Annotated in this window: 17 protein-coding genes and 1 pseudogene; 10 read left to right on the plus strand and 8 right to left on the minus strand. The window is 70.1% G+C overall.

Going from position 1 to position 24,091, the window contains the following annotated elements; translation table 11 throughout:
• Nucleotides 1-13: 13 nt before the first annotated feature.
• Nucleotides 14-1,399 carry an AlkA N-terminal domain-containing protein gene (locus OG738_RS00660; protein WP_329050328.1) on the minus strand — a complete coding sequence of 462 codons (1,386 nt, stop codon included), beginning with the start codon at nucleotides 1,397-1,399 and terminating at the stop codon, nucleotides 14-16.
• Between the two features lie 176 nt (nucleotides 1,400-1,575).
• Here OG738_RS00660 and OG738_RS00665 point away from each other — a divergent pair, with 176 nt between their 5' ends.
• The 6 genes from OG738_RS00665 (at nucleotide 1,576) to OG738_RS00690 (ending at nucleotide 6,737) form a co-directional block, all read left to right on the plus strand.
• Entirely contained in the window at nucleotides 1,576-1,860 is a 285-nt protein-coding gene (locus tag OG738_RS00665) for a putative quinol monooxygenase (RefSeq protein WP_329050330.1), read from the plus strand.
• A 235-nt stretch (nucleotides 1,861-2,095) separates the two neighbouring features.
• Nucleotides 2,096-3,307, plus strand: a complete 1,212-nt coding sequence (locus OG738_RS00670) for an MFS transporter (RefSeq protein WP_329050332.1) — start codon at nucleotides 2,096-2,098, stop codon at nucleotides 3,305-3,307.
• A gap of 203 nt (nucleotides 3,308-3,510) precedes the next feature.
• Nucleotides 3,511-4,836: a helix-turn-helix domain-containing protein gene (locus OG738_RS00675; RefSeq protein ID WP_329050334.1), complete on the plus strand. Its 1,326-nt coding sequence runs from the start codon at nucleotides 3,511-3,513 to the stop codon at nucleotides 4,834-4,836.
• A gap of 206 nt (nucleotides 4,837-5,042) precedes the next feature.
• Nucleotides 5,043-5,615 carry a hypothetical protein gene (locus OG738_RS00680; protein WP_329050336.1) on the plus strand — a complete coding sequence of 191 codons (573 nt, stop codon included), beginning with the start codon at nucleotides 5,043-5,045 and terminating at the stop codon, nucleotides 5,613-5,615.
• Nucleotides 5,616-5,705: 90 nt separating this feature from the next.
• A complete protein-coding gene (locus tag OG738_RS00685; protein WP_329050338.1) occupies nucleotides 5,706-5,852 on the plus strand; it encodes a hypothetical protein in 147 nt (48 codons plus the stop codon).
• 87 nt (nucleotides 5,853-5,939) lie between these two features.
• On the plus strand, nucleotides 5,940-6,737 hold the full coding sequence (locus tag OG738_RS00690; protein ID WP_329050340.1) for a dimethylarginine dimethylaminohydrolase family protein: 798 nt from the start codon (nucleotides 5,940-5,942) through the stop codon (nucleotides 6,735-6,737).
• 267 nt (nucleotides 6,738-7,004) lie between these two features.
• Here the strand turns inward: OG738_RS00690 and OG738_RS00695 are convergent, their stop codons facing one another.
• The 4 genes and pseudogenes from OG738_RS00695 to OG738_RS00710 form a co-directional block, all read right to left on the minus strand.
• Nucleotides 7,005-7,238, minus strand: coding sequence for a hypothetical protein (locus OG738_RS00695; protein WP_329056498.1), 234 nt, complete (start codon nucleotides 7,236-7,238; stop codon nucleotides 7,005-7,007).
• Nucleotides 7,221-7,397, minus strand: a pseudogene (locus OG738_RS00700) (23S rRNA (adenine(2503)-C(2))-methyltransferase RlmN); the annotation flags it as partial. The gene OG738_RS00695 and the pseudogene OG738_RS00700, both read right to left, overlap by 18 nt.
• Nucleotides 7,398-7,553: 156 nt before the next feature.
• Nucleotides 7,554-8,084, minus strand: coding sequence for a hypothetical protein (locus OG738_RS00705; RefSeq protein ID WP_329050341.1), 531 nt, complete (start codon nucleotides 8,082-8,084; stop codon nucleotides 7,554-7,556).
• A gap of 35 nt (nucleotides 8,085-8,119) precedes the next feature.
• The gene (locus OG738_RS00710) at nucleotides 8,120-14,416 is read right to left on the minus strand and encodes a PA14 domain-containing protein (protein ID WP_329050344.1); all 6,297 of its coding nucleotides are present in this window, start codon (nucleotides 14,414-14,416) and stop codon (nucleotides 8,120-8,122) included.
• A 338-nt stretch (nucleotides 14,417-14,754) separates the two neighbouring features.
• Here OG738_RS00710 and OG738_RS00715 point away from each other — a divergent pair, with 338 nt between their 5' ends.
• The 3 genes from OG738_RS00715 (at nucleotide 14,755) to OG738_RS00725 (ending at nucleotide 19,393) form a co-directional block, all read left to right on the plus strand.
• Nucleotides 14,755-16,407, plus strand: a complete 1,653-nt coding sequence (locus tag OG738_RS00715) for a DUF2079 domain-containing protein (protein WP_329050346.1) — start codon at nucleotides 14,755-14,757, stop codon at nucleotides 16,405-16,407.
• Between the two features lie 115 nt (nucleotides 16,408-16,522).
• A complete protein-coding gene (locus OG738_RS00720; RefSeq protein ID WP_329050347.1) occupies nucleotides 16,523-18,721 on the plus strand; it encodes an ATP-binding protein in 2,199 nt (732 codons plus the stop codon).
• A 102-nt stretch (nucleotides 18,722-18,823) separates the two neighbouring features.
• Nucleotides 18,824-19,393, plus strand: coding sequence for an RICIN domain-containing protein (locus tag OG738_RS00725; RefSeq protein ID WP_329050348.1), 570 nt, complete (start codon nucleotides 18,824-18,826; stop codon nucleotides 19,391-19,393).
• Between the two features lie 166 nt (nucleotides 19,394-19,559).
• On the opposite strand, the gene OG738_RS00730 is transcribed toward OG738_RS00725, so the two are convergent.
• Nucleotides 19,560-19,826 carry a hypothetical protein gene (locus OG738_RS00730; protein WP_329056499.1) on the minus strand — a complete coding sequence of 89 codons (267 nt, stop codon included), beginning with the start codon at nucleotides 19,824-19,826 and terminating at the stop codon, nucleotides 19,560-19,562.
• 30 nt (nucleotides 19,827-19,856) lie between these two features.
• Nucleotides 19,857-20,963 carry a 23S rRNA (adenine(2503)-C(2))-methyltransferase RlmN gene (rlmN, locus tag OG738_RS00735; RefSeq protein WP_329050350.1) on the minus strand — a complete coding sequence of 369 codons (1,107 nt, stop codon included), beginning with the start codon at nucleotides 20,961-20,963 and terminating at the stop codon, nucleotides 19,857-19,859.
• Nucleotides 20,964-21,151: 188 nt separating this feature from the next.
• Between rlmN and OG738_RS00740 the strand changes: the two genes are divergently transcribed.
• Nucleotides 21,152-21,745, plus strand: coding sequence for a hypothetical protein (locus OG738_RS00740; RefSeq protein ID WP_329050351.1), 594 nt, complete (start codon nucleotides 21,152-21,154; stop codon nucleotides 21,743-21,745).
• Here the strand turns inward: OG738_RS00740 and OG738_RS00745 are convergent.
• On the minus strand, nucleotides 21,738-24,041 hold the full coding sequence (locus OG738_RS00745) for a transketolase-like TK C-terminal-containing protein (RefSeq protein WP_329050352.1): 2,304 nt from the start codon (nucleotides 24,039-24,041) through the stop codon (nucleotides 21,738-21,740). The genes OG738_RS00740 and OG738_RS00745 overlap by 8 nt on opposite strands.
• Between the last annotated feature and the right edge of the window lie 50 nt (nucleotides 24,042-24,091).

The raw sequence follows: 24,091 nt of genomic DNA on the forward strand, positions 1-24,091 counted from the left end.
CTTTTGCGTGTGTTCAGGCGGCCGGCGTCGGTACGCCGGCGGCGATCAGGTGGGTGGCGGCGAAGGCGCGCCACGGGTGCCAGGCGGCGGCCAGCCGGCCGGCGTTGGCGGAGACGTCGTGCTCGAGCAGCATCGTCTCGAGCGTGCGCTCGGTGGCCGGGAAGGCGTCGGCGTGCCCCAGCCGCAGCGCGATCTCCTGGGCGGTGCTCTGCTCGATGCCGGGCAACGCCGTCAGCGCGGCGGTGCAGTCGGCCAGGCTCGCCCCGGGGTCGAGCAGGGTTTCGTCCGCGGCCACGGCGGCGGCGAACGTGCGCAGCGTCCGCGCGGTCGTGGCGGGCAGCCGGGCTCCCGCCAGGTCCGCTTGGGCCAGGGTCTCGGCCGAGGGGAAGAGGTGGGTCAAGCCGTGTTCGAGGCCCGGCACGCGCTGGCCCGCCGCTTCGACCAGCGCGGCCAGCTGCCGCCGCACCCGCGCGCGGACGCTGTACTGGCTCAGCACGGCTTCCACCGCGACCTCGAAGAAGCCCCAGGCGCCCGGCACCCGCAGGCCGGGCCGCTCGCGCAGCAGCGGACCCAGGACCGGGTCGTCGGCCAGCGCCGCCTCGGCGGGCGCGGTGTCGGCGTCGACCCCGACCATCCGCCCGACGCGGTCGACGACGTGGATCAGCCCCTCCCAGAACGGCATGTGCGCGGTCAGCAGCAGGTGGTCGTCGCCGCCGCGGCCGACCTCGATGACGCCCGCTTCGCCGTCGAGGCTGATCGTGCGCCGGTAGACGCCGTCGCGCACCGACTCGACGCCCGGGACCGCGCGCTCGGCGAGGAAGGCGCTGAGCGCCTCCCAGTGCAGTGGCGGGGCGAACGGCAGCCGCATCGTCAGGCCGCCGTCCGCGGCGATCCGGTCGGCCTTGCGGCGCCGGTTGCGCAGCTCGACCGGGGACGCGCGGAAGACCAGCTTCATGTCCCGGTTGAACTGGCGCAGGCTGCCGAACCCGGCGGCGAACGCCACGTCCGCGACGGTCAGGTCGGAGTCGTCGAGCAGGCGGCGCGCGAAGTGGGCGCGCCGCGACCGGGCGAGCTGGTCCGGCGTCACGCCGAGGTGGTCGTGGAAGAGCCGGCGCAGGTGCCGCGGCGACACCGCCAGCCGCTGGCCGAGCGCCGCTTCGGTGCCGGTGTCCAGCGCCCCGGCGATGATGAGCTGCACCGCGCGGCAGACGAGCTCCGGCGCGTCGGCGGCGACCGGGCCGGCGACGCGGTAGGGGCGGCAGCGCAGGCACGCCCGGAACCCCGCGGCCTCGGCCTCGGCGGCCAGCTCGAACGTCTTCACGTTCTCCGCGAGCGGCTTCGCCCCGCATCCGGGACGACAGTAGATGCCGGTCGTGACCACGGCCGAAAAAGTCGTCATGTCCCAGGTGTAGGCGATCCGGCGGGGCCGCGCTAGCCAGATCCGGACATGACCGCCGCAGCTGCGCACCCCGCGAGAAGACGTGTCCGGATCTGGCCGGACGCGGGTGCCCGCGCTCGGCAGAGTGGGTCCCGATCACGTACCGCACTACCGAGAGGTTTCCCATGCTGGCGAAGGTGTTCCCCATCCCCCTCAAGCCGGGCAAGCAGGCCGAGGCCGAGCGGCTCGTGCACGACTTCGCGCCGCTCGGCCCCGGACAGGAGGACGGCACCCTGTCCTTCCGCGTGTACCGCGACCCCGCCAAGCCGGACTTCCTGCTGTTCGTCGAGCACTTCGCCGACCAGGCCGCCTACGACGCGCACACCGGGTCGGCCGCCTACAAGGAACTGATCGCGGGCAAGTTCGCCGACCTGATCACCGAGTTCGTCGAAATCGACCACGAACTGATCGTCGGGCTCTGATTCCCGCGCGGACCGGCCGGATGCAGCAATCGCTGCGTCCGGCCGGGCGCGGGCAAGGCGAATTCCGCGACAACGGCGTCACGCTCCGATTACCGGAGTAGTCCACGTCACGCAGGAATTGATTTTCCGGTAAAACCAACTCTGCCGGTCAACCGGCCAGGCCGCTGCAATGAGGAAGCCGGCACCACGGATCGCGGTGCGGTACCCCCTTCGCAAGCCACCTGGAGGCTCGGCCGTGACCACCACCGAAGAACCCACCGGCGTACTGGCCGTCCTGCGCCGGACGCCAACGCCGGTCCGCTCCCTGCTCGCCGGCGTGCTCGTCAACCAGCTCGGCGCGTTCGTCCAGACGTTCATGGTGCTGTACCTGGTCTTCCGCGGGTTCTCCGTGGGACAGGCGGGCATCGCGATCGCCGCGTACAGCGTCGGCTCGGTCCTCGGCGGGCTGGTCGGCGGCGAGCTGGTCCACCGGATCGGCCCGCGGGCCACGATCACCGCCGCGATGTCCGGTTCGGCCGTGATCCTCGCCCTCGTCCCGTTCTTCGGCCGTCCCGGGCTCTTCGCCGCGCTGATGGCCGCCTTGCTGCTCGCCGGGCTCGCGACCCAGAGCTACCGGCCCGCGGCCGCCGTTCTGCTCAGCGAGCTGATGCCCGACGCCGACCGCGTCATGGGCTTCTCGATGATGCGGATCGCCCTCAACCTCGGCGCGGCGCTCAGCCCGCTGATCGCGGCCGGCCTGATCCTGCTCGACTGGAACCTCCTGCTGTGGTTCGACGCGGCGACCGCGCTGCTCTACGCCGTGCTGGCGGTCCGGCTGCTGCCCGACCTCCGGGTCGGGCGCGAGACGCCGGCCGAGCGTGGAACCCGGGCCGCGTACGGGATCCTGCTGCGCGACGGCCGGTTCTGGTTCTTCCTGGCCTCGGTGCTCATCGGCTCGGTCATCTACGTCCAGTACACGGTTTCGCTGCCGCTGAAGATCACCGCCGAAGGGCACTCCGCCGGGCTCTACAGCGTCGTGCTCGTGACCGCGTCGGCCGTGCTGATCCTGTGCGAGCTGAAGATCACCTCGTACGTCACGCGCTGGCCGGGCCACGTCGCCGCGACGGCCGGGACCGTGCTGATGGGCCTGGGCGTCGCCGGTTTCGGGATCAGCGGCGGGTCCGCGGTCGCGCTCGTCGCGTGCACGGTGGTGTTCGTCTTCGGGATCATGATCAACGGGCCGACGATGTTCGCCTACCCCTCGACGTTCCCGGCCGCCGTCAAGGCGCGCTACATCAGCGCCCACCAGGCGACTTTCGGCCTCGGCATGGCGCTCGGGCCGCTGTTCGGCGTCGCCGCGTGGGTCGCGCTCGGCAACGGCGTCTGGTGGCTGTGCGGCGCGCTCGGCCTGGTGGCCGCGCTGTGCGCCCTGCTCGGCATGACGGCGGGCCGCCCCGCCACCCCCTGAAACCACCCACCCCGACGGCCGTCCGCTGCGCGCGGGCGGCCGTCGAGCGTTGCCATAATTCACCGGAATGACGTAAAAAAGCACCGCAAATGATCCACGAAGCGTCAGAGAAATCCACGAACGGTCTAACAAGACCGCCAGACAGCGGAAGAGACACCGGCCGCGAAGAGCGACGCTGAGTGAGTGAGGGGAAGGGGATTCACATGGGCCGACCAGAAAAACCCGTCAACACGTCCGGTGGCATCGCCACCCAGTTCGCTCGGGAATTGCGCGAACTGCGCGCACGAGCCGGAAATCCGACTTATCGGGAAATGGCCCGGTCGGCGATGTTCTCGTCGTCGGTGCTCTCCAGCGCGGCGAGCGGCAACCGGATGCCGTCGCTGCAGGTGACGCTCGCGTTCGTGGCCGCGTGCGGCGGCGACGACGAGGCGTGGCGCCGCCACTGGCACGCCGCGACGAGCGGCTATACGCAGCCTCCGTTCGGGGCGCGCAAGAGAAGACCCACCCTGTTCCACCGGCGCGGCACGCCGCCGCGCCCAGCGCAGCTGCCGCAGCGACCCCGGCGCTTCACCGGCCGGACGGCCGAGCTGGACCGGCTGCGGTCCCCGCGCGACACGCCCGTGGTGATCAGCGGACCGGCCGGCGTCGGCAAGACCGATCTGGCTTTGCACTACGCGCATTCGATCGCGGCGGAACAGGCCGACGGGCAGCTGTACGCGGACCTCGGCGGCCTGCGCCACGGCGGCGGCGCTCCACCGGCACCGGCGACGGCCGACGTCCTCGACGGCTTCCTGCGCGCGCTCGGCGTCGAGGACGACCAGCTGTCGGGCACCTTCGACCACCGGGCCGGGCTGTACCGCACGCTGCTCGCCGAACGCCGGCTCGTGGTCGTGCTGGACAACGTCCAGGACGAGCAGCAGGTGCGCCCGCTGCTGGCCGAAACGACCACCAGCACGACGGTGCTGGTCAGCCGCAAGCGGTTGCTGGGCCTGCGCGACGTGCACCGGCTGCAGCTGGCGCCGTTGCCGCGCGGCGACTCGATCGCGCTGATCACCGCGGCGCTCCCGCACGTCGCCGGCTCGGCCGGTCCCGACTGCGACCGCCTCGCCGAGCTGTGCGGCGACCTGCCGCTCGCGCTCGACCTGGCCCTGCGCAAGATCGCGTCGCGGCCGCGGCTGACGCTGCGGCGGGTCGTCGAGGAATGGCGCCTCAACGGCACGTCCGTGGACTGGCTGAGCGTCGGGGACCTGTCCCTGCGCGACTCCCTGGAGTCCGCCTACCGCACGCTGAGCCCGCCCGCGCGGGAGCTGCTGGCCCGGCTGGCGCGGACGCCCTCCGGCGGGTTCGACGCGGCTTCCGCGACGCTGGACGAGCTCGTCGAGGAGATCGCGGACGCCGGCCTGCTCGCCCACGCCGACCCGTACTTGGACGGCCACGGCGTGCCGCCGCCCGTGCGCGATTTCGTGCTCAGCACCGTCGAGCCCACCGGTGACGACGTTTCCGTCCTCGCGGGGCCCGTGTCCGCGTAGCCCGGGACGGTCCGGCAACGGCGCCGCCGTCCCTGTCTTCTCCCCGCGGCCACGGGATTGATTGTCCTTTGCGGACAACGCTCCCAGCCAAGTCCGCGATGGCCTGTAATCAGCACAGCACGGGTTTTCCGCTGACGCAGGCAGGTCGGACGCACCGGTCGTTCCGGCGGAACCCGTTCCCACGGATTTCCCCGGAAGGACAGGTCATGCTCGACAACGGCATCCCGGTACGGATCCCGCCCGCCCCGCGTCCGCCGGGGCTCGGTGTTCACCGACGCTACGCGGCCTACTACGCCATGTCTGCTTCGATCATGCTGCTCGCCGGCGCGATCTGGCTGTCGACCCGAGTCAGGCCGAACCCGGCGTGGCACGACATCGCACTGTTCGCGCACCTCGCGTCGCTCGTGGTCGGCCTCGGCGCGGTCCTGGTCGCGGACTACTTCTTCGCCCTGTGGGCGTTCGGCCGCCTGTCGTTCGCCGAAGCCGTGCACAGCGCGTCCCGGCTCCACCTGCTGGTCTGGACCGGCTTGACGGGCCTGGTCGCGAGCGGCGCGCTGCTCGCACCCGACCTCGGTTCCGCGGCCACGGTCGTCAAGCTCTGCCTCGTCGGCGTGCTGGCCGTCAACGGCGTCCACGCGACGGTGCTGGGCAAGCGGATGGCGCTGGTCGACGACCCGGTCCCGGTCCGCCTGCTCGTGCGCGGCGGGCTCACCACGGCGGTGTCGCAGCTGTGCTGGTGGGGCGCGGTCGTCATCGGCTTCCTGAACGCCACCCGATGACCGGGAAGCTGTCCGGATCTGGCCAGACCCGCGGCCGGGTGCCCGGGCACCCTGGGTTTCCCCGGAGTTCCGCCAACAAGAGGAGAAGAGATGATCACCAAGCTGGTGCGCGCGGTGGGCGCGGCCCTGCGGCCGGTCCCGTCGGCGTCGACGGTCGCGCAGCGGATCGACGCGGCCCGGTCGCAGCCGGGCTACCTCATGACGATCGAGCTGTTCCGCTTGCGCGGACTGGGTTAGCCCGGCTCGCTCGTTTCGCCGGTCGCGCGCCGCCCGGGCTGGGTCCCGTCCCCAGCCCGAACCGCCCGCCCGACGAATCGAGTGATCATGACCCACCAACGGCTCCTGATGTGTTCCGCGCGCTATTTCCGCATCGACTACGAAATCAACCCGTACATGCACGTCGGCGTCCAGCCCGACCTCGAAGCCGCCATCACCGAACACGAGAACATCGTGGAGGCGCACCTGGCGGCCGGCCGCAAGATCGAGTTCGTCGACGCGGACCCGTCCTGCCCCGACATGACGTACACGGCCAACGCGGCAGTGGTCCAGGGAAACCGCGCGGTACTGGCGACGCTCCCCCCGGAGCGCGCGGCGGAGACCCCGCACCACCGGGCGTGGCTGGAGTCCCACGGGTTCGAGGTGACTTCGACGCGCTACGCGTTCAGCGGCCAGGGTGACGCGCTGGCGTGCGGCCCCCTGCTGCTGGCGGCGCACGGCCAGCGCACGGACGCCCGGGCGTTCCGGACGCTGGCGCGTCACCTGGACTACGAGATCGTCCCCCTCCGCACGACGAGTTCCCAGTGGTACGACCTGGACCTGGCGGTGGCGGTGATCGCCCCGGCCGTCCTGGCGTACAACCCGGCGGCGCTGGACGCACCGAGCCTGCGCACGCTACGCGGACTGGGCGTCGAGCTGATCGAGGTGGCTCCGGCGGAGGCGGCGGCGTTCGCGCTGAACCTGATCAGCGACGGCCGCACGGTGACGATGACCGCGGGAGCCCCGCGACTGGCGGCGGACCTGAGATCGCTGGGCCTGACGGTGACCGAGCTGGACACCACGGAACTCCGCAAGGGCGGCGGCGGAATCCGCTGCACGGCGTTGACCCTGGACAACCCCGCCTGACAACGGTGCCTGGCGAGGCCTCCCCTCGCCAGGCTCGGTCTTCGAAGACCGAGAACGGCCGCGCGTGCTGTCCTGGTCGTCGACACCAAGGAGTTCGGCAGCCATTCCGACCGTGGTCAAGCGATTCTCGCCGATGCCGTTCCCGACGTCCTGGCTTTGGCATTCGAGCGCGCCAGCGGTCGACGTCGGCATGGATCCATCTTGACGCAGACTTCACCAGCGCCGCCAGCCCCGTGAATCCGCTCGTTGCAGATACGACTCGAAACGTCAGTGGCTGAGCCAGGGAGCGAGCAGCTTCTCCAGATCAGCGTCCGACAACGCACGCGGCCCGCCATGGAACTCGTGCCACCGCGACGCATCACACGCCGCCGAGTACTCCACCTCGAACGCCCGCATCAACACATACATGAACGTCACCGAACTGAACCGCTCACCCAGCAACGTCCGCGCCTCACGAGCGACCTGCGTCGCACCACGGAAGTCCGCCAGCCGCACGTGCATCTTCTCATCCGCCAGCTTGCGAATCGCCGGCGCCAGACCCACCGTCGACACCGTCACCGACCGCTGCCCAATCCCCAACCCACCCGGCGCTGGATCGGTGATCCGCCGGACCGCCGCCACCACACGCTTTTAGTTGGCCAGAGGCTCACCTATACCCACCCTTTTACAACGCCTCCACCAGCGAGGACGTACGCACACCCCTTCGGCGACCGGCTTTCGCGACCTGCGGCGATCTTTCCTCTCCGCATCAGCCAGAGCATCTTGCCTACGTCACACGAAGATGGAACGCCTACAGACGCGGCACCGATCGGTCCGTCAGGACCTCTCCGTAAACCGGCCGAAGAGTCCCCGTCGTCGCCTGGGCAGTAGGTCCATATCTTCCGGCGGGAGACGGACCAGGACAGCGGCGAGCTCGTTCTCGCTACCTGCGCCCAGCCAGAATCCGCCGGAACTGAAGGTCCACCGCTCCACGTCCTCTGGCTCAGCCTGTCCCGCATAGAAGCCGTCTTCGAGCTCATAGCGATACGTGAACTTGTCCGAGTATTCATAGGCGTGTCCCGGTTCGGGCTGAAAGTCGACCGCCAGCCGAGTACTGTGCGGCTCTGTTGGAACCGTCAGAGCCGCGGAGCGGCTGAGATAGCGCCGAAGCGATAGCTTCGCGGCGAATGCGAAGATCTTCAGCGAATCGACGGCCACCTCGAATTCCATCTCGTCGACCATGATCGTGGCTGTGGCGATGCCGTCGACCACAGCTTCGGAACCGGCGGTGAAGAGCTCGACCCAATCCCGCTGACCTGGCAGCAGATCCGCGCGAATCGAGGCGTGCGCGGGCTGCGGGCTGCCCACGACGACCAGCGGGAGGGGCGAGTAGTGTGTTTCCATTATTTCCGGCTCGAGTAGTGGAAGTGGTAGATAGTCCGGCTACGGGGATGGATCACGAGGTGATAGTAGCCGCTGCTCTTGTTCCAGGAGCCCTTCACACGCCAGGCGACTGCACCTCGCGCGCCTTGCGGATCCCGTATTGGCTTGTTCTTCATGATTTCACGCATGAGGAGCCGGCTGCTCTGGTATCCACGCACGGTTCCCTTGAATGCCGTCCGACTGTACTTGAGGCTGCTCAGCGCTCTGCGGGCTTGGCTTGCACGCCGGGCCAGGACGACCGAGTGAGCGACAGCGGTCACCTTGCGCGCGGCTTTCACGATCATCCCGCCTACGCCGCCGGTGATCGCCCCGAACGCGTACTGGGCCGCGGCGACCCAGTTGCCCTGGATGGCGTTGCCCACCGCGGCGACACCGCTGGCAACGGCGCCGATCGGGCCCGGGATCCATGACGCGACTTCAGCCACCTTGGTGACGACATTGACAGCGGCGCTGAACCAGCCCCACATGGATCCGTCGAGATCCTTGGCGTTGATCGGGTCTCCGACGACATAGTCGTAGTCGTTGGCCGAACCGCCTTCGACCGGGTCGACCGACAGGAACCGGCCGAGCAGCGGGCTGTACGGCCGGGCACCCATCTGCACCAGGGAGAGCCCACCGGTGTGTTCATAGGCCCTCTGGTACTGACCGAGCCAGCCGTAGTCCATCGAACCGGGCAGGTTGTCCGGGACGTTCTGACTGTCGACCGCGCCGCCGGTGGTGAGCGGCTGCCCGTAGGGGTCGAACGTACGCAATTCACCGGCTTGGTGGCCGGCGGCGTCGGTGGACAGGACGAGGTCGCCCCGAACCGACGGGTGGTCGTAGGCCGGAGTGAACGCTCCGTCGGAACCGACCTTGGTCGTGTAGAGAACGCCGCCGGGCAGCGTCAAGGTCAACGACGTGAGCCGTCCATCAGTGTTCAGTGTGAGGTCAGCCGAGTCACCGTCGCCGGTGAAGCCGTAGCGGACGACAGCGTTGTTGTCGCAATCTCGCGGGTCGCGGCGCACGATGCGGTTGGCCGCGTCGCGGGTATATGCGATGTCGGCGTTCAGCGCCGGAGTGGGCCCGACGGTCCGGGCGCCGATGTTGCGGTCGGAGCCATCCCAGGTCAGGGTCGTGGTGGTGCCATCCGCCGCGGTCCATCCAGTCGTGTTGCCGTCCGTGTCATAGCCGACGGCGGTGAGGGCGGTGGCGCCTTGGGTCGACAGGAGCCGGTCGGCGGCGTCGTAGCAGTAGCGAGTTTCCGCCGTGCCGGATGCCGTCTGGTCGACCAGGCGCATCCGGTTGGTGTTCACCCCTGCGTTGGCCTGGGTACCGGCGGGGCAGGTGGCTGACGCGGCCGAGGTGTAGTCGTACGTGTAGTGGTGCCCGGCGACATAGGCCTCGGTCAACCGCCCGATGCTGTCGTACAGGTAGTTGGGTGCGTTCGGGCGGGCGTCGATCCCTCCCAGAGATTCGTCGACGATCGTGCCGGCTGATGTGCGACCGACCTGCGAGACGATGTCCTTGCCGTCGCTGGTCTTCCAGCCGAGACCCAGGAGTCGTGCGCCGTTGTCCTTCGTCACCGATGCCAGCGACGCACCGTTGCCGTACGTTGCCGTTGCGAGCTCGCCGGCGCCGTCGTAGGTGACCGACGCCAGGACCTGGTCGTCCAGCTTTTCGGCCTGCACCCGCCCGGCGTCGTCATAGGTGTACGACACGACGCGCGGCGCGTCGGCTGGGTCGGGTGGGGTGACCGTCGAGGTGGCGACGCGGCCCACCTGGTCGTATGTCGTGCTGGTGCGGACGCCGTTCACGTCGGTGTAGGAGACGACACGGCCGAGCAGATCGCTCACCGTGGTGATGGTGCCCTTGTCGTCGCTGATCGATGCCGTAAGGGGATCGCCGCCGACCGCGTAGTCGTGGGTGACCGTCCGAGCCGGAGCGTCCTTGCTGGCCGGCACCTTCTCCTGGACCGGCCGGTCCCGGGCATCGTAGGTGGTGCAGGTCCATTCACCGCCGGTCGACTCCGCGACGGTCCGGCCGGACGCGTCGTACACCTGCTCGTCGACCCTCGCCGGTCCGGACGCCGGAGTGGCGCCGGTCGTCAGCTTGGCCATGCCCGCTTGGTTGATCGCAGATGTCCCCGGAGCGCAGGGATTGACGCGGGTTTCGGTGTCGCCGTAATAGGAGTAGGTCGTCTTCGCGCCGCTGGGCATGGTCTTGGCGGTCTTGCGCAGATACCCGGTTCCGGGTGCCTCGTAGGACACGCTTCCGGTGACGGTGAGCCCATTCGGGTTGGCCTGGCCGGATGTCGCCAGGCCGTATGCCGGGTCAATCCCGTCGTCCCCGAACTTCGTCGTCCCGACCTTGTCCGCGACACCGTCGGATTCTGCGGCGGTGGTCGAGGTCTTGAGTCCGTAGTGCGGACGCAACTGGGCGCCCGGGACGGGCTGCTGGGTTCCGGACGGTGTGGTCCAGTGCAGTTCCAGCTGAGCGGTCTGGTCGAATTCGTAGTAGTCGATGCGGATCCGCTTCGCTTGCCCGGCCGCATCGGAGTGCACCACACCCTGGCGCCAGGCCGGCGTGGTGTTGCGCCAGTCGTCGATGACCAGCTGGTCGTCGATCCATACCCGCACACCGTCGTCGGCGAGCAGCCGCAGCGTGTAGTCGCCGGCCGACGGGAAGACGATGTCTCCCCCAGCCCGTAAGGAGAAATGGTCCGCCGGGATGCCGGCCGTCGGCGCGTCGGTATTCCAGTTCTTCACCAACGAGCCGTCGGCGGTGCCCAATCCCGTCGTGTAGGCCTTCGGGGCACCAGCGAGCTGGTCGTTGTCGTACCAGGCGACAGCGAGGCCATTGATGCCTTCGTCGTAACCGTTGTGCGCGTGAGCCATGCCACCGGCGCAAGTACCGCTGGGCTGCTGACCGCTGAAGCAGGACGTGGGTGCCGGTCCGTAGGTATCGACGGGCCGGTCGGCGTAGTCGTAGATCGTGGTCGTCTTGCGACCGGCGGGGTCGGTGCTCGACAGCGGCAGGTCCTTCGGTCCCCACTCCTGCAGCGAGGTCTTGCCCGCGCCGTCCGTCGTGGAGGTGGTGCGGTCGGCGTCGTCGTAGGTGACCTTGCTGGAATACCCCACGGCCGGGGACAGTCCGGCGATGTCGACGAACGTGGTCCGGTTGGCCGGGTCGTACCGGTATGTGCTCCCCTGCCGCGGCCGGCCGATCGCGGGGACCGCGGAGCTGACGTTGGTCGCCTTCGGCTTGGCGCCGGTGTCGTAGGTGATGGTGGTGGTGACATCACCTTCGTTGCCCTTGCGGTTGACCGGGTCGGCGGCGATCCAGTCGTTCGCGAGACTGCTGCGTTGTCCGGCCAGGAGACCGGCGGCGTTGTAGCCGTAGTCGGTGATCTCCGAGCCTGGGTCTTCGATGCGGCCGAGGTTGCCACCGACGTACCAGAGACGGGTTTCCGTACCGTCCCAGTAGCTGATCCGGCACAGCATCTGCGCCGGCGGCAACGCTTGTGCCCCGGCAGGCGGGGTCGCGCCGCCGTAACAGTCGTCGCCGGTGCGGTTGTAGTGCAAGATGTGCGCCCGGCCGGAAACCGGGTCCTTGATCTGGGCGAGGCGGGACGGGTTCCCGTCGTAGACGTACTGCAGCGCGGCTGGTTTACGTGAGTCCGTCGTCGAGGACTGGGTCTCGAGCTTGCCATCGGCACGGAAGACGAACACGTCGCCGCCGGCGGCCAGGGTGACCTTGCCTGCGGTGTCGAGGCCGAGGACACCGTCTTCGTCGGCAGGCGGCGCATAGCCACCGGTGCTCTTCTTGGTCCAGGTGTGCTTGGCGCCGGAGGCGTCGGTGAGCACGACGTTCTGGTCGGTGACCTTGGCTTCGGTGTAGCTCGCGCCGTCGCCGTCAAGGTCGGCCGAGAGGGTCCAGCCTTGCGGCAACACCGGCAGGTCACTGGTGTAGAGCCAGTCCGCCGGCACGATCTGGGGAGCGACCGTGGTGTTGTCGGTGGTGCGGACGAACAGACGCATCTTCGCCGCGCCGGTCGCTTCGGCACTTTCGACCTTGATCGGCACCCGCTGCCCGGCGGTCAGCGAGACGCCGGTCGCCTGGGTCCAGTTGAGGTCGCTGGCGGTGTTGACCTCGTAGACCTTGGCGTTGTTGATCCACACGGTGCCGCCGTCGTCGTGCACCCCGGCGAACTGGTAGGTGCCGGTGACCGGGGCCTGGAAGAAGCCTTCCCAGCGGGCGACGAACCAGTCCGCGGGTAGCGCCGGCGCGAACGGGGAGTCGGTGCCCCAGTCGACGTTGACCTGCGGCTCGGTGCGCACCAGCACCGGCTGCTGAGCATCGTTGATGATGCCGTTGTGCGAAAGGTCGACGAAGTAGGACGCCTTCAGGCCCTTGTTCTGGACTTGCTGCGAGTTGTAGGTGAAGGAGAGACCTGCGTTGCCGCCGACTGTCGTGAACGACGGCGTCTGCTCGGCGGTGGAGACGTTGCCGTTGGCGAGGTTGACGCTGACCGGTCCGGCGTCGTCCACCGGGGAGGGGCCGTGGTCACCGATGCGCTGGTCGATCTTGAAGTGACCGATCCACGTCGGGGTGATCGTGGTGGTGCCGCTGTAGGTCATCGCCTGCCAGGTGTAGGCGACACCGTCCTGCAGGATCCCCGCCGGAACCGTCCAGGTCGGTGTGGTCAGGCAGCCGGACTCGACCACGACGCCGGACTTCGCGTCCGCGCCGGTCGCGATGCGGAAGCAGTACTTGACCTGCTCGCCATCCGGGTCGGTGACCGGGTTGACCGACAACGTCGGAGTGAGCGACGTCGACACGGTGCCATCCGCCGGACCGACCAGTGTCGCGGCCGGGGCCGGGGAACCGGTGTCCACAGTCAAGGTCGCGTTGAGGTTCTTGTACGTCCAGGTACCGGGGTTCTCCGCGCCGATCATCATGAAGAAGACCGAGCCGTCGCGGGCGTTGACGCGGTCGCGGATGAATCCGGTCATGCCTTCGCCGACGAACGACCCGACGTCACCGACCAGGGCGCTGGTCATGTAGCCGCCGACGCCGTTGTAGTTGAACGCCGACGCGTGGTACAGGTTCGCGTTCCACGTCTTCAGCGACCCGACCACGCTGGTGTTGCGGGTCAGGTCCATCCGCGCGCCGACCACGGTCTTGCCGAACAACGGCGAGTAGTCCATGTGGAAGACGCTGCGGTTGTACGTGTCACCGTTGGCCTGGCTGTTGCCGATCCGCAGACCGCACGCGTCACAGACGGTGCCGTCGGAGCGGTAGGAGTGCGACTCGGTGACGCCGTAGCTGAACGTCGGGTCGACCGACACCGGGTACACGCGCTTGGGGTCGCGCAGCCAGTTCGGGTCGACCGCGACGGTCAGCCACCAGTCCGCGCCGGCCTTGTCCAGGGTGTAGGTGCCCCCCGTCATGGCCGGGGCCGTCTCGCCGTGGCCCGCGGAGTCCCAGGTCTCGATCGGCGGCAGCACGATCTTCGCCACGCCGGCCTTGTCGGCCAGGGTGACCGAGCCGTTCTTCTCCAGCTTCGGCGTCAGGTCACCGGTGGTGAGCTTGAACTTCCACGACGAGCGCCCGTCGGCCGGCGGCCGCTTGAGCTTGATGGTCTCCTTCACCGCACCCGGGGTGACCTCGTAATCCAGGTCCGTGCCCGCGGCGACCTCCGGGTAGGTGACCGAATCGCCCTTCACCGCCGCGGACGCCGGGGCGGCCTGGTCGAGCGCCAGACCGGCCGTGTGGCCGCCGGACTCGACCTGCAGTACGGCGGCGTCGTTGGCCTTGGTGGCCAGGGACGGGCTCAGCGGGTGATGGTCGGCGTCGGCGCGCTCGGTGGCCGGGTCGGTGGCCAGAGTGGTCTGGACCGGCTGCCACTGGCCCTTCTCGTCCTGCACGTTCAGCGGCTGGTTCGACTGGCGCACCGAGTGCGTGCCGTCGGCGTTGACGTACTCGGTGGTGAACATCGACCGCGACACCGGCGTCGAGCGCTGCGGGTCGAAGTGCGTCCCGGCACCCCCGTCCAACCGGGTCTGCGCCGCGAAATCCGCCTTCGACGGCGCTTGCGGCGCCACGGGCGCGGGCGGCGCCGAAGACAGCAATCCGACGTCGCGCGGATCGATCGGCCTCGGCGCTTCCGGCGGGGCCGCGATGGCTTCGGCACCACCGACGACCAGGGTCATCGTCAGGGCGAGCACGAGTGCTCTGACCCAGCGGACCAGCTGGACAGGACGCGACAACCGCAGCACGGCCAGTTCCTCCCCCGGCAGCCCGGCATCCCGCCGCGGCCGCCCCCCAATGGCCCGCGGAGCCCGTCATGCCGCCGCGGGGTCTGGCGGGGCGCACCGGGCACGTTGTGCCTGGTTCACCCCAGGGTCGGGAATTCTCGTCCCTCGCCCGCACCCTGCATCGCCGCGACCTCACATCGTCGTTACACCGTCGAGCGAGATCAAGCACACAGTTGCCAGCTGGTCACCGATCCAGTAAAAGCCCTGGTCACCGCCGTCCGCGGGCGAAGGCTCACCGGTTACGATCGCTGCCGGTCCCGCCGTCGCCGGACCTGATACACCATTTCGGCAGGAGACTCATGCCCCAGCCCGCGCTTGACGCCCCGGACGTCGCCGCACCGATCCCGCGCACGACCGCGAAGATCCGACGGACTTTCGCGCCCCGGCCCGGTGTCGCGGCGCTGTGGGTCTTCGCCACCGTTCCCTTCGCGCTGGCCCTGCTGGCCGCGGTGCGCGCACCGAAGATGCACGTGCTGCTCGACTACTGGCACGTCTTCGCGAAGATCACCGACGACAACGGCGATCTCCTGCTCGGCCAGGTCTTCACCTACCACCTCGACCAGCCGTTCGTCGTGCCGTCACTGCTGTTCTACGCCGACGCCGCGTGGTTCGGCGGTGACAACCGCGTCCTGACCGTCCTGACGGTCGCCCTGCTCGCCGTCGCGGTCTTCGCACTGCACACGATGGTGCCGCGACAGCTGAATCCCGTGACACGCGTGGCGCTGACCGCCGCCATGTCCTGGCTGCTGTTCACTTCTCACGCGACGGAACTGTGGTCGCAGAGCACGAACGGCATCAGCTGGGTCCCCGCGGTGACGTTCTGCACGATCGCGATCGCCTGCGCGCACCACGGTCGCCCGATCGGCGCGTACGCGGCCGCCGTGCTGGGCTGCCTCAGTTTCGGTGCCGCGTTGCCGATCTGGTTCGTGATTGCCTTCATCGCCTGGCTCCGCAAGGAATCACGGCTTCGCGTCGTACTCCCGTCGGCGGTCGGTCTGGTCGTCCTCATCGGCTGGTGGCTCACCAAACCCGCCGGAACCCAGTCCGGGGCGACGGCCGCCTTCGACCCGGACGGACGGCTTTCGGTCGTCGCCGCCGCGGTCGGCGGACTGTGGTCGGTGGACGTCGCCGTCCTCGCGGTCGTCGCCGGAGGCCTGACCATCACGATTCTCGCTCTGCTGCTGCGCCGGACGATCGCCGACCGGCCGGCGGCGGACGCGGGCTGGGCGGGTTTGGCTTGCTACGCCGTCGCTTTGGCCATGATGCTCGCGCTCGGCCGGACCACGACGAGCGTTCCCGGCGGCAACGTCGGACTGGTCAGCCGATACGTCCTGGTCGCGGCGCTGGCCACGATCGCGCTGCTGGTGCTGACCACATCGCACCGTCCACAGTGGCCACATCGGTACGTCGTCGCGGGGATCGTCGCACTGTCCCTCGTCACGCACGCCATCGGCGGCGGCAAGGCCGACGAAGTCCGCGGCAGCTACGCACCCCTCAGCCTCTCCGCCATCGCTCTCCGCGTCGACGCACCCGCGGCGCTGGCGGCACTGCACATCCAGCGCGCCGCCGCCCCCGCGGCCCGCGCGTTGCACGCCTACCCGTTCACCGATGCGTTCACCCTCGGCTGCCACGGCCCCGAACTCGGCAGCCACGTCGACCTGACGACCGCACAACCGACGTCAGCCAACGCAGCCGGAGCACTCGACAAACCCGCCACCGGCCCCGGCGCCATCACCACCGGCTGGGCCGTCGTCAACGGAACCCAGCCGGACTGCATCCTCATCACCGACCAGACCGGCACGGTCATCGGCGGCGGCATCACCGGCCTGCCGCTCACCGCCGGACAAACAGCCTCACCAGGAGCGACAGCCTGGCAGGCAACGGCAGGGCCCACGAACGGACCGCTCACGGTGCTCACCGTCCAGGCCGGGCACCTCTACCGGATCAGCTGAACCGCAAATCAGCGTGTCCCGGCCGGGGCCGCCGGACCGACCGGTGACCGGCTCGGAGCCTTCGTCGAGCCGAGCCTTTGCTTGCTCCGTCGCGCGGCATCTCTACTATGGCGCGGTGCAATCGGGGCAGACGCTGTCCGAGATGGTGGCAGGACTGCGGAGCAGTCGCGGCCTGTCGCAGGAGCAGCTGGCGGAGCAGAGCGGGATCAGCGTTCGCGCCATCGGAGAGATCGAGCGCGGCGCTACGCGGCGCCCGCACCGCGAGACGCTGCGTGCCCTCGCCGGCGCGCTCGGCCTGACGCCGGACGAGCAGGAGGCGTTCGCGCGGAGCGCCCGCACCGCGCCGCCGCCGGACACGCGTCGACGGCGGACCGTACGCCCGGCGCTGCCGGCGCCGGTCACCTCGATCGTCGGCCGAGCCGACGACCTCGCCGCCGTGCTTCGGCTGGTTCAGGATCCCGCGGTGCGGCTGGTCACGATCACCGGCACCGGCGGGGTCGGCAAGACGCGCCTGGCGCTGGAGGCCGGCTGGCAGGCGGCGAGCCGGTTCGAGGCCGTGCACGGCCTCGACTTGAGTGCCCTGAGGGAGCCGGATGACGTGCCGCAGGCCCTGGCGGAGTCCCTGCGCGGCCCGGACCCGGCCACGGTGATCGGCGACGGGCGATGGCTGCTGGTGCTCGACAGCTTCGAACACGTCGCCGCCTCGGCCACCGCCATCGCCGCGCTGCTCGCCGGGTGCCCGCGGCTGACCGTGCTGGTGACCAGCCGGTCGCCGCTGCGGCTCCGGGGCGAGCACTTGTGGCCACTGACCCCACTGTCCACTCCGGACAGTGACGACCCGGCGGCCATGGCCGGCCATGCGGCCGTCGAACTCCTGGTCGAGCGTACCGCCGCGGTCCGGCCGGGATTCGCGCTCACCGGGGACAACGCCGCCACGGTCGCCGCGCTGTGCCGTCGGCTGGACGGTCTGCCGCTGGCCCTGGAGCTGGCCGCGGCACGACTGCGCACCCAGGCGCCGTCGCAGGTGCTCGCCCAGGTCCGTGACCTGCACGGCGACACGGTGGATCTGGCCGACCGGCACCTGAGCCTGCGCCGCACGGTCGAGTGGAGCACGCGCGGGCTCACCGGTCCCGACCGGCGGCTGTTCGGCCTGCTGGGTGCGTTCGCCGGTGGTGCCGACCCGGTCGACGTCGAGGCCGTGTTCGGCGCCCAGCCGCATTCGCTGGCGACGCTGGCCGCGCACAGCCTGGTCACCGTCACGGACCGGGCCGGGCACCCCCGGATCGGCATGCTGGACACCATCCGGGAAGTCGTGGAGGACCAGCTCACCAGCACCGGCGATCGGGACGAGCACGCAGCACACTTCTTCCGCCTGGTCTGCGCCGGCGATCCGCGGCTGGGCAACGAGCAGGACAACGTCCGTGCCGCCATCCAGCACGCCGTCGACGCCGCACCCGCCCTGCTGCACGTGGCGACCGTGCGCGCGCTGACCGGCCATTACGTCGCCCGGGGCCGGTTCGCCGAGGGACGCCGGATGCTGGCCGGGGCGGCCGCCACCGCGCCCACCGAGCAGGCCCGGGCGTGGGCCTGGCACGGCGCCGCGGTCGCCGCCAACCAGAGCGGCGACCCGGAGGCGGCGCTGGCGCTGGCGGCCTCCGCCGCCGCGGCCTTCGGCGCCGATCCGGACGGCCGGGCGGCGACACTGACCCTGATCGGCAACGCCCACAAGTTCGCGGGCCGGTACACCGACGCCGCGGCCGCGTACACGGACGTCCTGGATCAGGCCCGGACGACCGGCGACGTGCGCCGCGAGGCGATCGCGCTGAACAACCTGGGCGCGCTCGCGCACGACCGCGGCGCTCACGCACAAGCGATCGAGTACCACGATGCCGCGTTGCGCCGCAAGCACGAACTCGGCGATCGGCGCGGCGTCGCGGTGGCGCAACTCAACCTCGGCGCCGTGCGGAACGACACCGGCGACCACGCCGGCGCGGCCGTCCTGCTGACCGAAGCCGCAGCGACCTTCGCCGCCCTCGGCGAACCCGGCTCCGAGGCTTTCACGCTGGCGCTGCTGGCCCGGTCCCACGCCGGACTGGCCCGCTGGGACGACGCCACGGCAACCGGCAAGCGAGCGCTGGACCTGGCTCGCCGAGCCGAGCACGCTCAGGCAACCGGGCTCGCGCTGCTCGCGCTCGGCGAGACCGCCGCCGCCAACGGCGACCCGGCCGGCGTTGCCTTGTTGCGCGAGGCCCTGACGTTCCCGATCGGCCTTCCGGACCAGGCCCGCATCCACGACCACCTCGGCGGCCGCTGAGTTTCCGCCGGCTTTTCCGCCGGTTCCTCCTGGAGTCCCGATGTGGTGATCCCTAGTGTTTCCCGCGTCACCGACCCGCATCCGTGCCTTCCGAGGAGACCCATGCTGCATTTGCCCCGCGCGATCCGCACCGCGGTGCTGGTTCCGCTCGCCATCGCCGTCGTGGCGCTGACGGGCTCCACCCCCGCCTACGCCGACCGGACCATCATGCCGCCGGTGAGCGGCGACGTGGTGGCTTGGCAGACCGTCAGCAGCAGTCCTCCCATCGGCCTCAGGTGCATGCAGGTCGACAAGGGACACTTCGACGACTTCGCCCTGGTGGACCAGTTCACCTGCGAGTACGGGAACAACCAGAGATGGCGGCTGGGACAGGCCACCGACGACCCCGACGTTTTCTGGCTGCAGAACGTGGCCACCGCGAAGTGCCTCGACGACTACGCGTACGGAACGGGTCAGGGGAACCCCATCATCCAGTACGACTGCCTCGTCGGCACGAACCAGCAGTGGCGGATGCTCTGGGACTACTACAACGGGAACGCGCAGTTCCAGAACGTCAACAGCGGCCTGTGCCTGTCGGTGGACGGCATCACCAACAGCAACTACCGCCGTTTCGTGCAGAACCCCTGCTACGGATTCGTCAACGAACGGTTCGAGCCGATCCTGCCGAACTAGCCGAGCGGGCCCTGCTCCACCGGCGGCGACCGGCGCATTCCCGGTCGCGGTCGTGGACGGAGATCCAGGACGAATTCCACGCCCGTGACGAAGGCATCGCATGCGGGCAGGTCGGCGAACCGGTCGCGACCCAATCCGGATCGGCGCAGATCAGCTGAACCGCAAATCAGCGGTCGAGCCAGGGAGCCAGCAGCTTCTCCAGATCAGCGTCCGACAACGCACGCGGCCCGCCATGGAACTCGTGCCACCGCGACGCATCACACGCCGCCGAGTACTCCACCTCGAACGCCCGCATCAACACATACATGAACGTCACCGAACTGAACCGCTCACCCAGCAACGTCCGCGCCTCACGAGCGACCTGCGTCGCACCACGGAAATCCGCCAGCTTCAACGATTCCGCAGCCGGATCCAACAGGCTGGGCGCATACATCACGACAGAATCTCCATCACCGAACCGAACTCAGCCTTCAGCGGCAAGCTGACCACACGCCGCCGCGATCTCCTGGCCCCGGGTGTCCCGCACCGTACACGCGACACCACCCGCGTTCACCAGCCGCACGAACTCCCGCTCCACCGGCTTCGGCGACGCATCCCACTTCGACCCCGGCGTCGGGTTCAACGGGATCACGTTCACGTGCACCAGCTGACCCAGGTGCTTGCGCAGCCGCTTCGCCAAAAGCTCAGCCCGCCACGGCTGATCGTTGATATCGCGGATCAAAGCGTACTCAATGGACACTCGCCGCCCGGAAGTGTCGGCGTAGTACCGGGCCGCGGACAAAACCTCGTCCACCGACCAACGCTCGTTCACCGGTACCAGCGTGTCACGCAGCTCGTCATCCGGCGTGTGCAACGACACCGCCAGCCGCACCTGCATCTTCTCGTCCGCCAGCTTGCGAATCGCCGGCGCCAGACCCACGGTCGACACCGTCACCGACCGCTGACCGATTCCCAGCCCACCCGGCGCCGGATCGGTGATCCGCCGGACCGCCGCCACCACACGCTTGTAGTTGGCCAGGGGCTCGCCCATGCCCATGAAGACGATGTTGGACAGCCGCCCGGGGCCGCCCGGCATCGTGCCGTCGCGCATGACCGCCGCCGCCGAGCGGACCTGGTCGACGATCTCCGCCGTCGACAGGTTGCGGTCGAGCCCGCCCTGGCCGGTCGCGCAGAACGGGCACGCCATGCCGCAGCCCGCCTGGCTCGAGATGCACAGCGTCGCTCGGTCCGGGTAGCGCATCAGGACGCTCTCCAGGAGCGTGCCGTCGTGGGCCCGCCACAGCGTCTTGCGCGTCGCGCCGTTGTCGGCCGCCAGCGCGCGGACCTCGGTCAGCAGGGTCGGCATCAGATCAGCGACCAGCCGCGACCGAGAGGCCGCCGGGATGTCGGTCATCTCCGCCGGGTCGACCGTCAGGCGCGAGAAGTAGTGGTTCGACAGCTGCTTCGCCCGGAACGGCTTCTCCCCCAGCTCGGCCACGGCGGCGGCGCGCTCGGCCACCGAAAGGTCGGCGAGGTGACGCGGCGGCAGGCCGCGCTTGGGGGCGTCGAAGACTAGCGGGAGGGCAGTCATAACCGAACCAGTGTCCCACGCGGCCCCAGCCGTCGCCCGAGCCGCCCTCGCCGGGTGTACGCCAGGTCACCTGCCCGCCGGGCCCGGTCGACGACACCGCCTCCACCCGCCCTGGCTAGATTGACGTCCGCTCGGCGAAACCGGCTGGGGCGGTCGTGAGTCCAAGGGCGGACGAAAGAGGTGAACCCGTGCGGAGCCGTTTCCTCCTGGCCGTCGCGGTGGTGCTGGGCACCGCGGCGTGCAGCACCGCCACCGGCGGTCAGGCGCAGCCCGTGGCGACCGTGACCAGGGTCGCCGGGCCGCAGGTCGTCGTCGGGACGATGCACGTGGCCCTGCCCGTCGGCGCGAAGTACACCGACAAGAGCCAGGACGGCCTGCTCGACGGCTGCGTCGCCGAAGGCACCGCTGTGTGCCAGGCGCGGCTGCTCGACCTCCGCGAAGCGACTTCGGACCCCAACGCGCCCATCAACCTGCCCAGCGCGAAGCGTCCCTTCGGCTGGTACACCGGCACGGACGTCCCGACGTGCATCACCGCCGCCTCGCCGCCCGGGGCCGCCGCCGTCGCGACCGGCAGCGACCTCCTCGAGTCCGGGTTCAAGCCGATCGGCCCGAAGAAGGCCGAGTACGGCAAGTGGCAGGTCACCTGCGAGGACGCGACCCAGAACAACCAGGTCCGGATGTGGTGGCTGCCGACGAGCAAGATCCTCGTCGTCGAGTACGGGTCCGCCGCCGACTGGGACGCCGAGATGGACGCGATGCTCGCCGCGGCGACGTTCAGCTGACGACGTCGAGCGCCGCCCGGATGATCGCGTCCGTGTCGATGCCGTGATACCGGTAGACGTCCTCCAGCGACCCGGACTGCCCGAAGCCCGTGACCCCCAGCGCCACCGACGGCACCCGGTTGATCCCGGCCAGGAACGCCAGCGTGTGCGGATGGCCGTCGAGCACCGTGACCAGCGGCTTGGCCCGCGACGCCGGGAATGCCTGGTCGAGGATCCACGACTCGCCGCTCCCCCGCCCGGACCGCGACTGGAGAGCCTCGAACAGCAGGCCGGGGCTGGTCACGCAGACGACGTCGGCCTCGACACCCACCTGCGCCAGCCGCTCGGCCGCCGCCAGGGTGTCCGGCACCAGCGCGCCCATCGCGGCCAGCGTGACCGCCGGGGAAGCCGCCCGCCGCAGCAGGTACGCCCCCGCCACCGCCTGACGGCGACGGCGTTCGCGCGCGGCCGGGTCCGCGGGCACGCCGGCCAGCGTCTGGTCGACCGGACGCGTCGAGAGCCGGAAGTACGACGACGTGCCACCCGGCTTGCCGAGCCGGCCGAGCGCGGCCAGCAGCGTCCACTCGGTGTCGATCGCGAACGCCGGTTCGTAGCTGACGCAGCCGGGCTGCTCGATGCCGATCGACGGCGTGGTGATCGACTGGTGCGCGCCGCCTTCCGGGGCGAGCGTGACGCCGGACGGCGTGCCGATCAGGATCGACTGCCCGCCCGCGTAGATGCCGAACGACCACGGCTCGAGCGCGCGCTCGACGAACGGGTCGTACATGACGCCGATCGGCAGCAGCGGCTCGCCCCAGCGGCTCCAGGTCGCGCCGAGTTCGCCCAGCAACCCGACCAGGTTCGTCTCGGCGATGCCCAGCTCGACGTGCTGGCCGGTCGGCTTCTCGCGCCAGTGCATGATCGTCTCGGGGTCGTCCTCGAACCAGTCCCGGCGCTCGGTCGCCGACCAGACGCCGACCTTGTTCACCCAGCCACCGAGGTTGGTCGTCGAGCTGACGTCCGGGCTGACCGTCACGACGCGCTTCGCCGCTTCGGGCGCTTCGCGCGTCAGGTCGAGCAGGACGCGTCCCAACGCGGCCTGCGTCGTCGCGGTCCCGGACGGCGTCCGCCCGATGTCGACCGGCAACTCCAGCGAAGGAGCCGAAGGAACGTCCGGACGGCGAAGGCGTGAAGCAACTTCAGCGCACAACGCGGCTTCGGGTGAGCCCGATGCGAAGCCCTCCCACGGCGAAGCGAGGTCAGTCCCCAGCGAAGAAGCCAGTTCTTCCATCTGCTCGACGGTCAGCAGCGACGAGTGGTTCTGCGGATGTCCCTGCGTGGGGAGACCGCGGCCCTTGACCGTGTAGCAGAAGATCACCGTCGGCCGACTGTCCGAAATGGACGCGAAGACTTCGTCGAGCGAGCCGAGGTCGTGGCCGCCGAGGTTCCGGATCGCGGCCAGCAGCGTCTCGTCGTCCAGCGACGCCACCAGATCGGCCAGCGCGGCGTTGCCGGCCGGCAGCCGGTCGCGCACCTGGGCGGCGTCGCAGCGCAGCAGCCGCTGGTACTCCGGGTTCGGCATCCCGTCGATCCGCGCGCGCAGCTCGGCACCACCGGGCCGGGTGAACAGCTCTTCCAGCAGCCGTCCGTACTTCAGCGTCAGCACCTGCCAGCCGGCCGCGTCGAACATGCCCTGCAGCCGCCCGGCCGCGATGTTCGGCACGACGCGGTCGAGCGACTGCCGGTTGAGGTCGACGATCCAGACGATCTCGCCCAGCTCGGCGACGCCCGGGTCGAGGATGGCCTCCCAGATCGCGCCCTCGTCCAGCTCGGCGTCGCCGACCAGCGAGTACTGACGGCCGGTGCCGGCCGACGAACCCCGGGTCGTCAGGTAGCGGCGGGCCAGCGCGCCCCAGATCGGCGCGGTCGCGCCGATGCCGACCGAGCCGGTCGAGTAGTCGACGGGGTCGGGGTCCTTGGCGCGGCTCGGGTAGCTCTGCAGGCCGCCGAACTCGCGCAGCGTCGGCAGGTACGCCTCGTCCAGCTCGCCGAGCAGGTAGTTGATCGCGTGGAGCACGGGCGACGCGTGCGGCTTGACCGAGACGCGGTCCTCGGGGCGCAGGTGCCGGAACCACAGCGAGGTCATGATCGACACCAGCGACGCGCACGACGCCTGGTGCCCGCCGACCTTCAGCCCGGACGGGTTCGGCCGCACGCGGTTGGCCTGGTGCACGATCGCGGTGGCGAGCCACAGCACCCGCTGCTCGATCGAGGCGAGCGTGCCCGTCGCCCGAGCCGTCGGGGTGGCCTGAGTCATCGTCGACACCTTTCGTGCAGGAAGCGCACACCAGGACACCACTGGTGGAC

The organism is Amycolatopsis sp. NBC_01488 (assembly GCF_036227105.1).
GTDB lineage: Bacteria > Actinomycetota > Actinomycetes > Mycobacteriales > Pseudonocardiaceae > Amycolatopsis.

Excerpts from the sequence above, each read along its gene's own strand:
- OG738_RS00660 (WP_329050328.1), bottom strand. The coding sequence starts at position 1,399 with ATGACGACTTTTTCGGCCGTGGTCACGACCGGCATCTACTGTCGTCCC.
- OG738_RS00675 (WP_329050334.1), top strand. The coding sequence starts at position 3,511 with ATGGGCCGACCAGAAAAACCCGTCAACACGTCCGGTGGCATCGCCACC.
- OG738_RS00680 (WP_329050336.1), top strand. The coding sequence starts at position 5,043 with ATGCTCGACAACGGCATCCCGGTACGGATCCCGCCCGCCCCGCGTCCG.
- OG738_RS00685 (WP_329050338.1), top strand. The coding sequence starts at position 5,706 with ATGATCACCAAGCTGGTGCGCGCGGTGGGCGCGGCCCTGCGGCCGGTC.
- OG738_RS00690 (WP_329050340.1), top strand. The coding sequence starts at position 5,940 with ATGACCCACCAACGGCTCCTGATGTGTTCCGCGCGCTATTTCCGCATC.
- OG738_RS00695 (WP_329056498.1), bottom strand. The coding sequence starts at position 7,238 with ATGCACGTGCGGCTGGCGGACTTCCGTGGTGCGACGCAGGTCGCTCGT.
- OG738_RS00715 (WP_329050346.1), top strand. The coding sequence starts at position 14,755 with ATGCCCCAGCCCGCGCTTGACGCCCCGGACGTCGCCGCACCGATCCCG.
- OG738_RS00725 (WP_329050348.1), top strand. The coding sequence starts at position 18,824 with ATGCTGCATTTGCCCCGCGCGATCCGCACCGCGGTGCTGGTTCCGCTC.
- OG738_RS00730 (WP_329056499.1), bottom strand. The coding sequence starts at position 19,826 with ATGTATGCGCCCAGCCTGTTGGATCCGGCTGCGGAATCGTTGAAGCTG.
- rlmN (WP_329050350.1), bottom strand. The coding sequence starts at position 20,963 with ATGACTGCCCTCCCGCTAGTCTTCGACGCCCCCAAGCGCGGCCTGCCG.
- OG738_RS00745 (WP_329050352.1), bottom strand. The coding sequence starts at position 24,041 with ATGACTCAGGCCACCCCGACGGCTCGGGCGACGGGCACGCTCGCCTCG.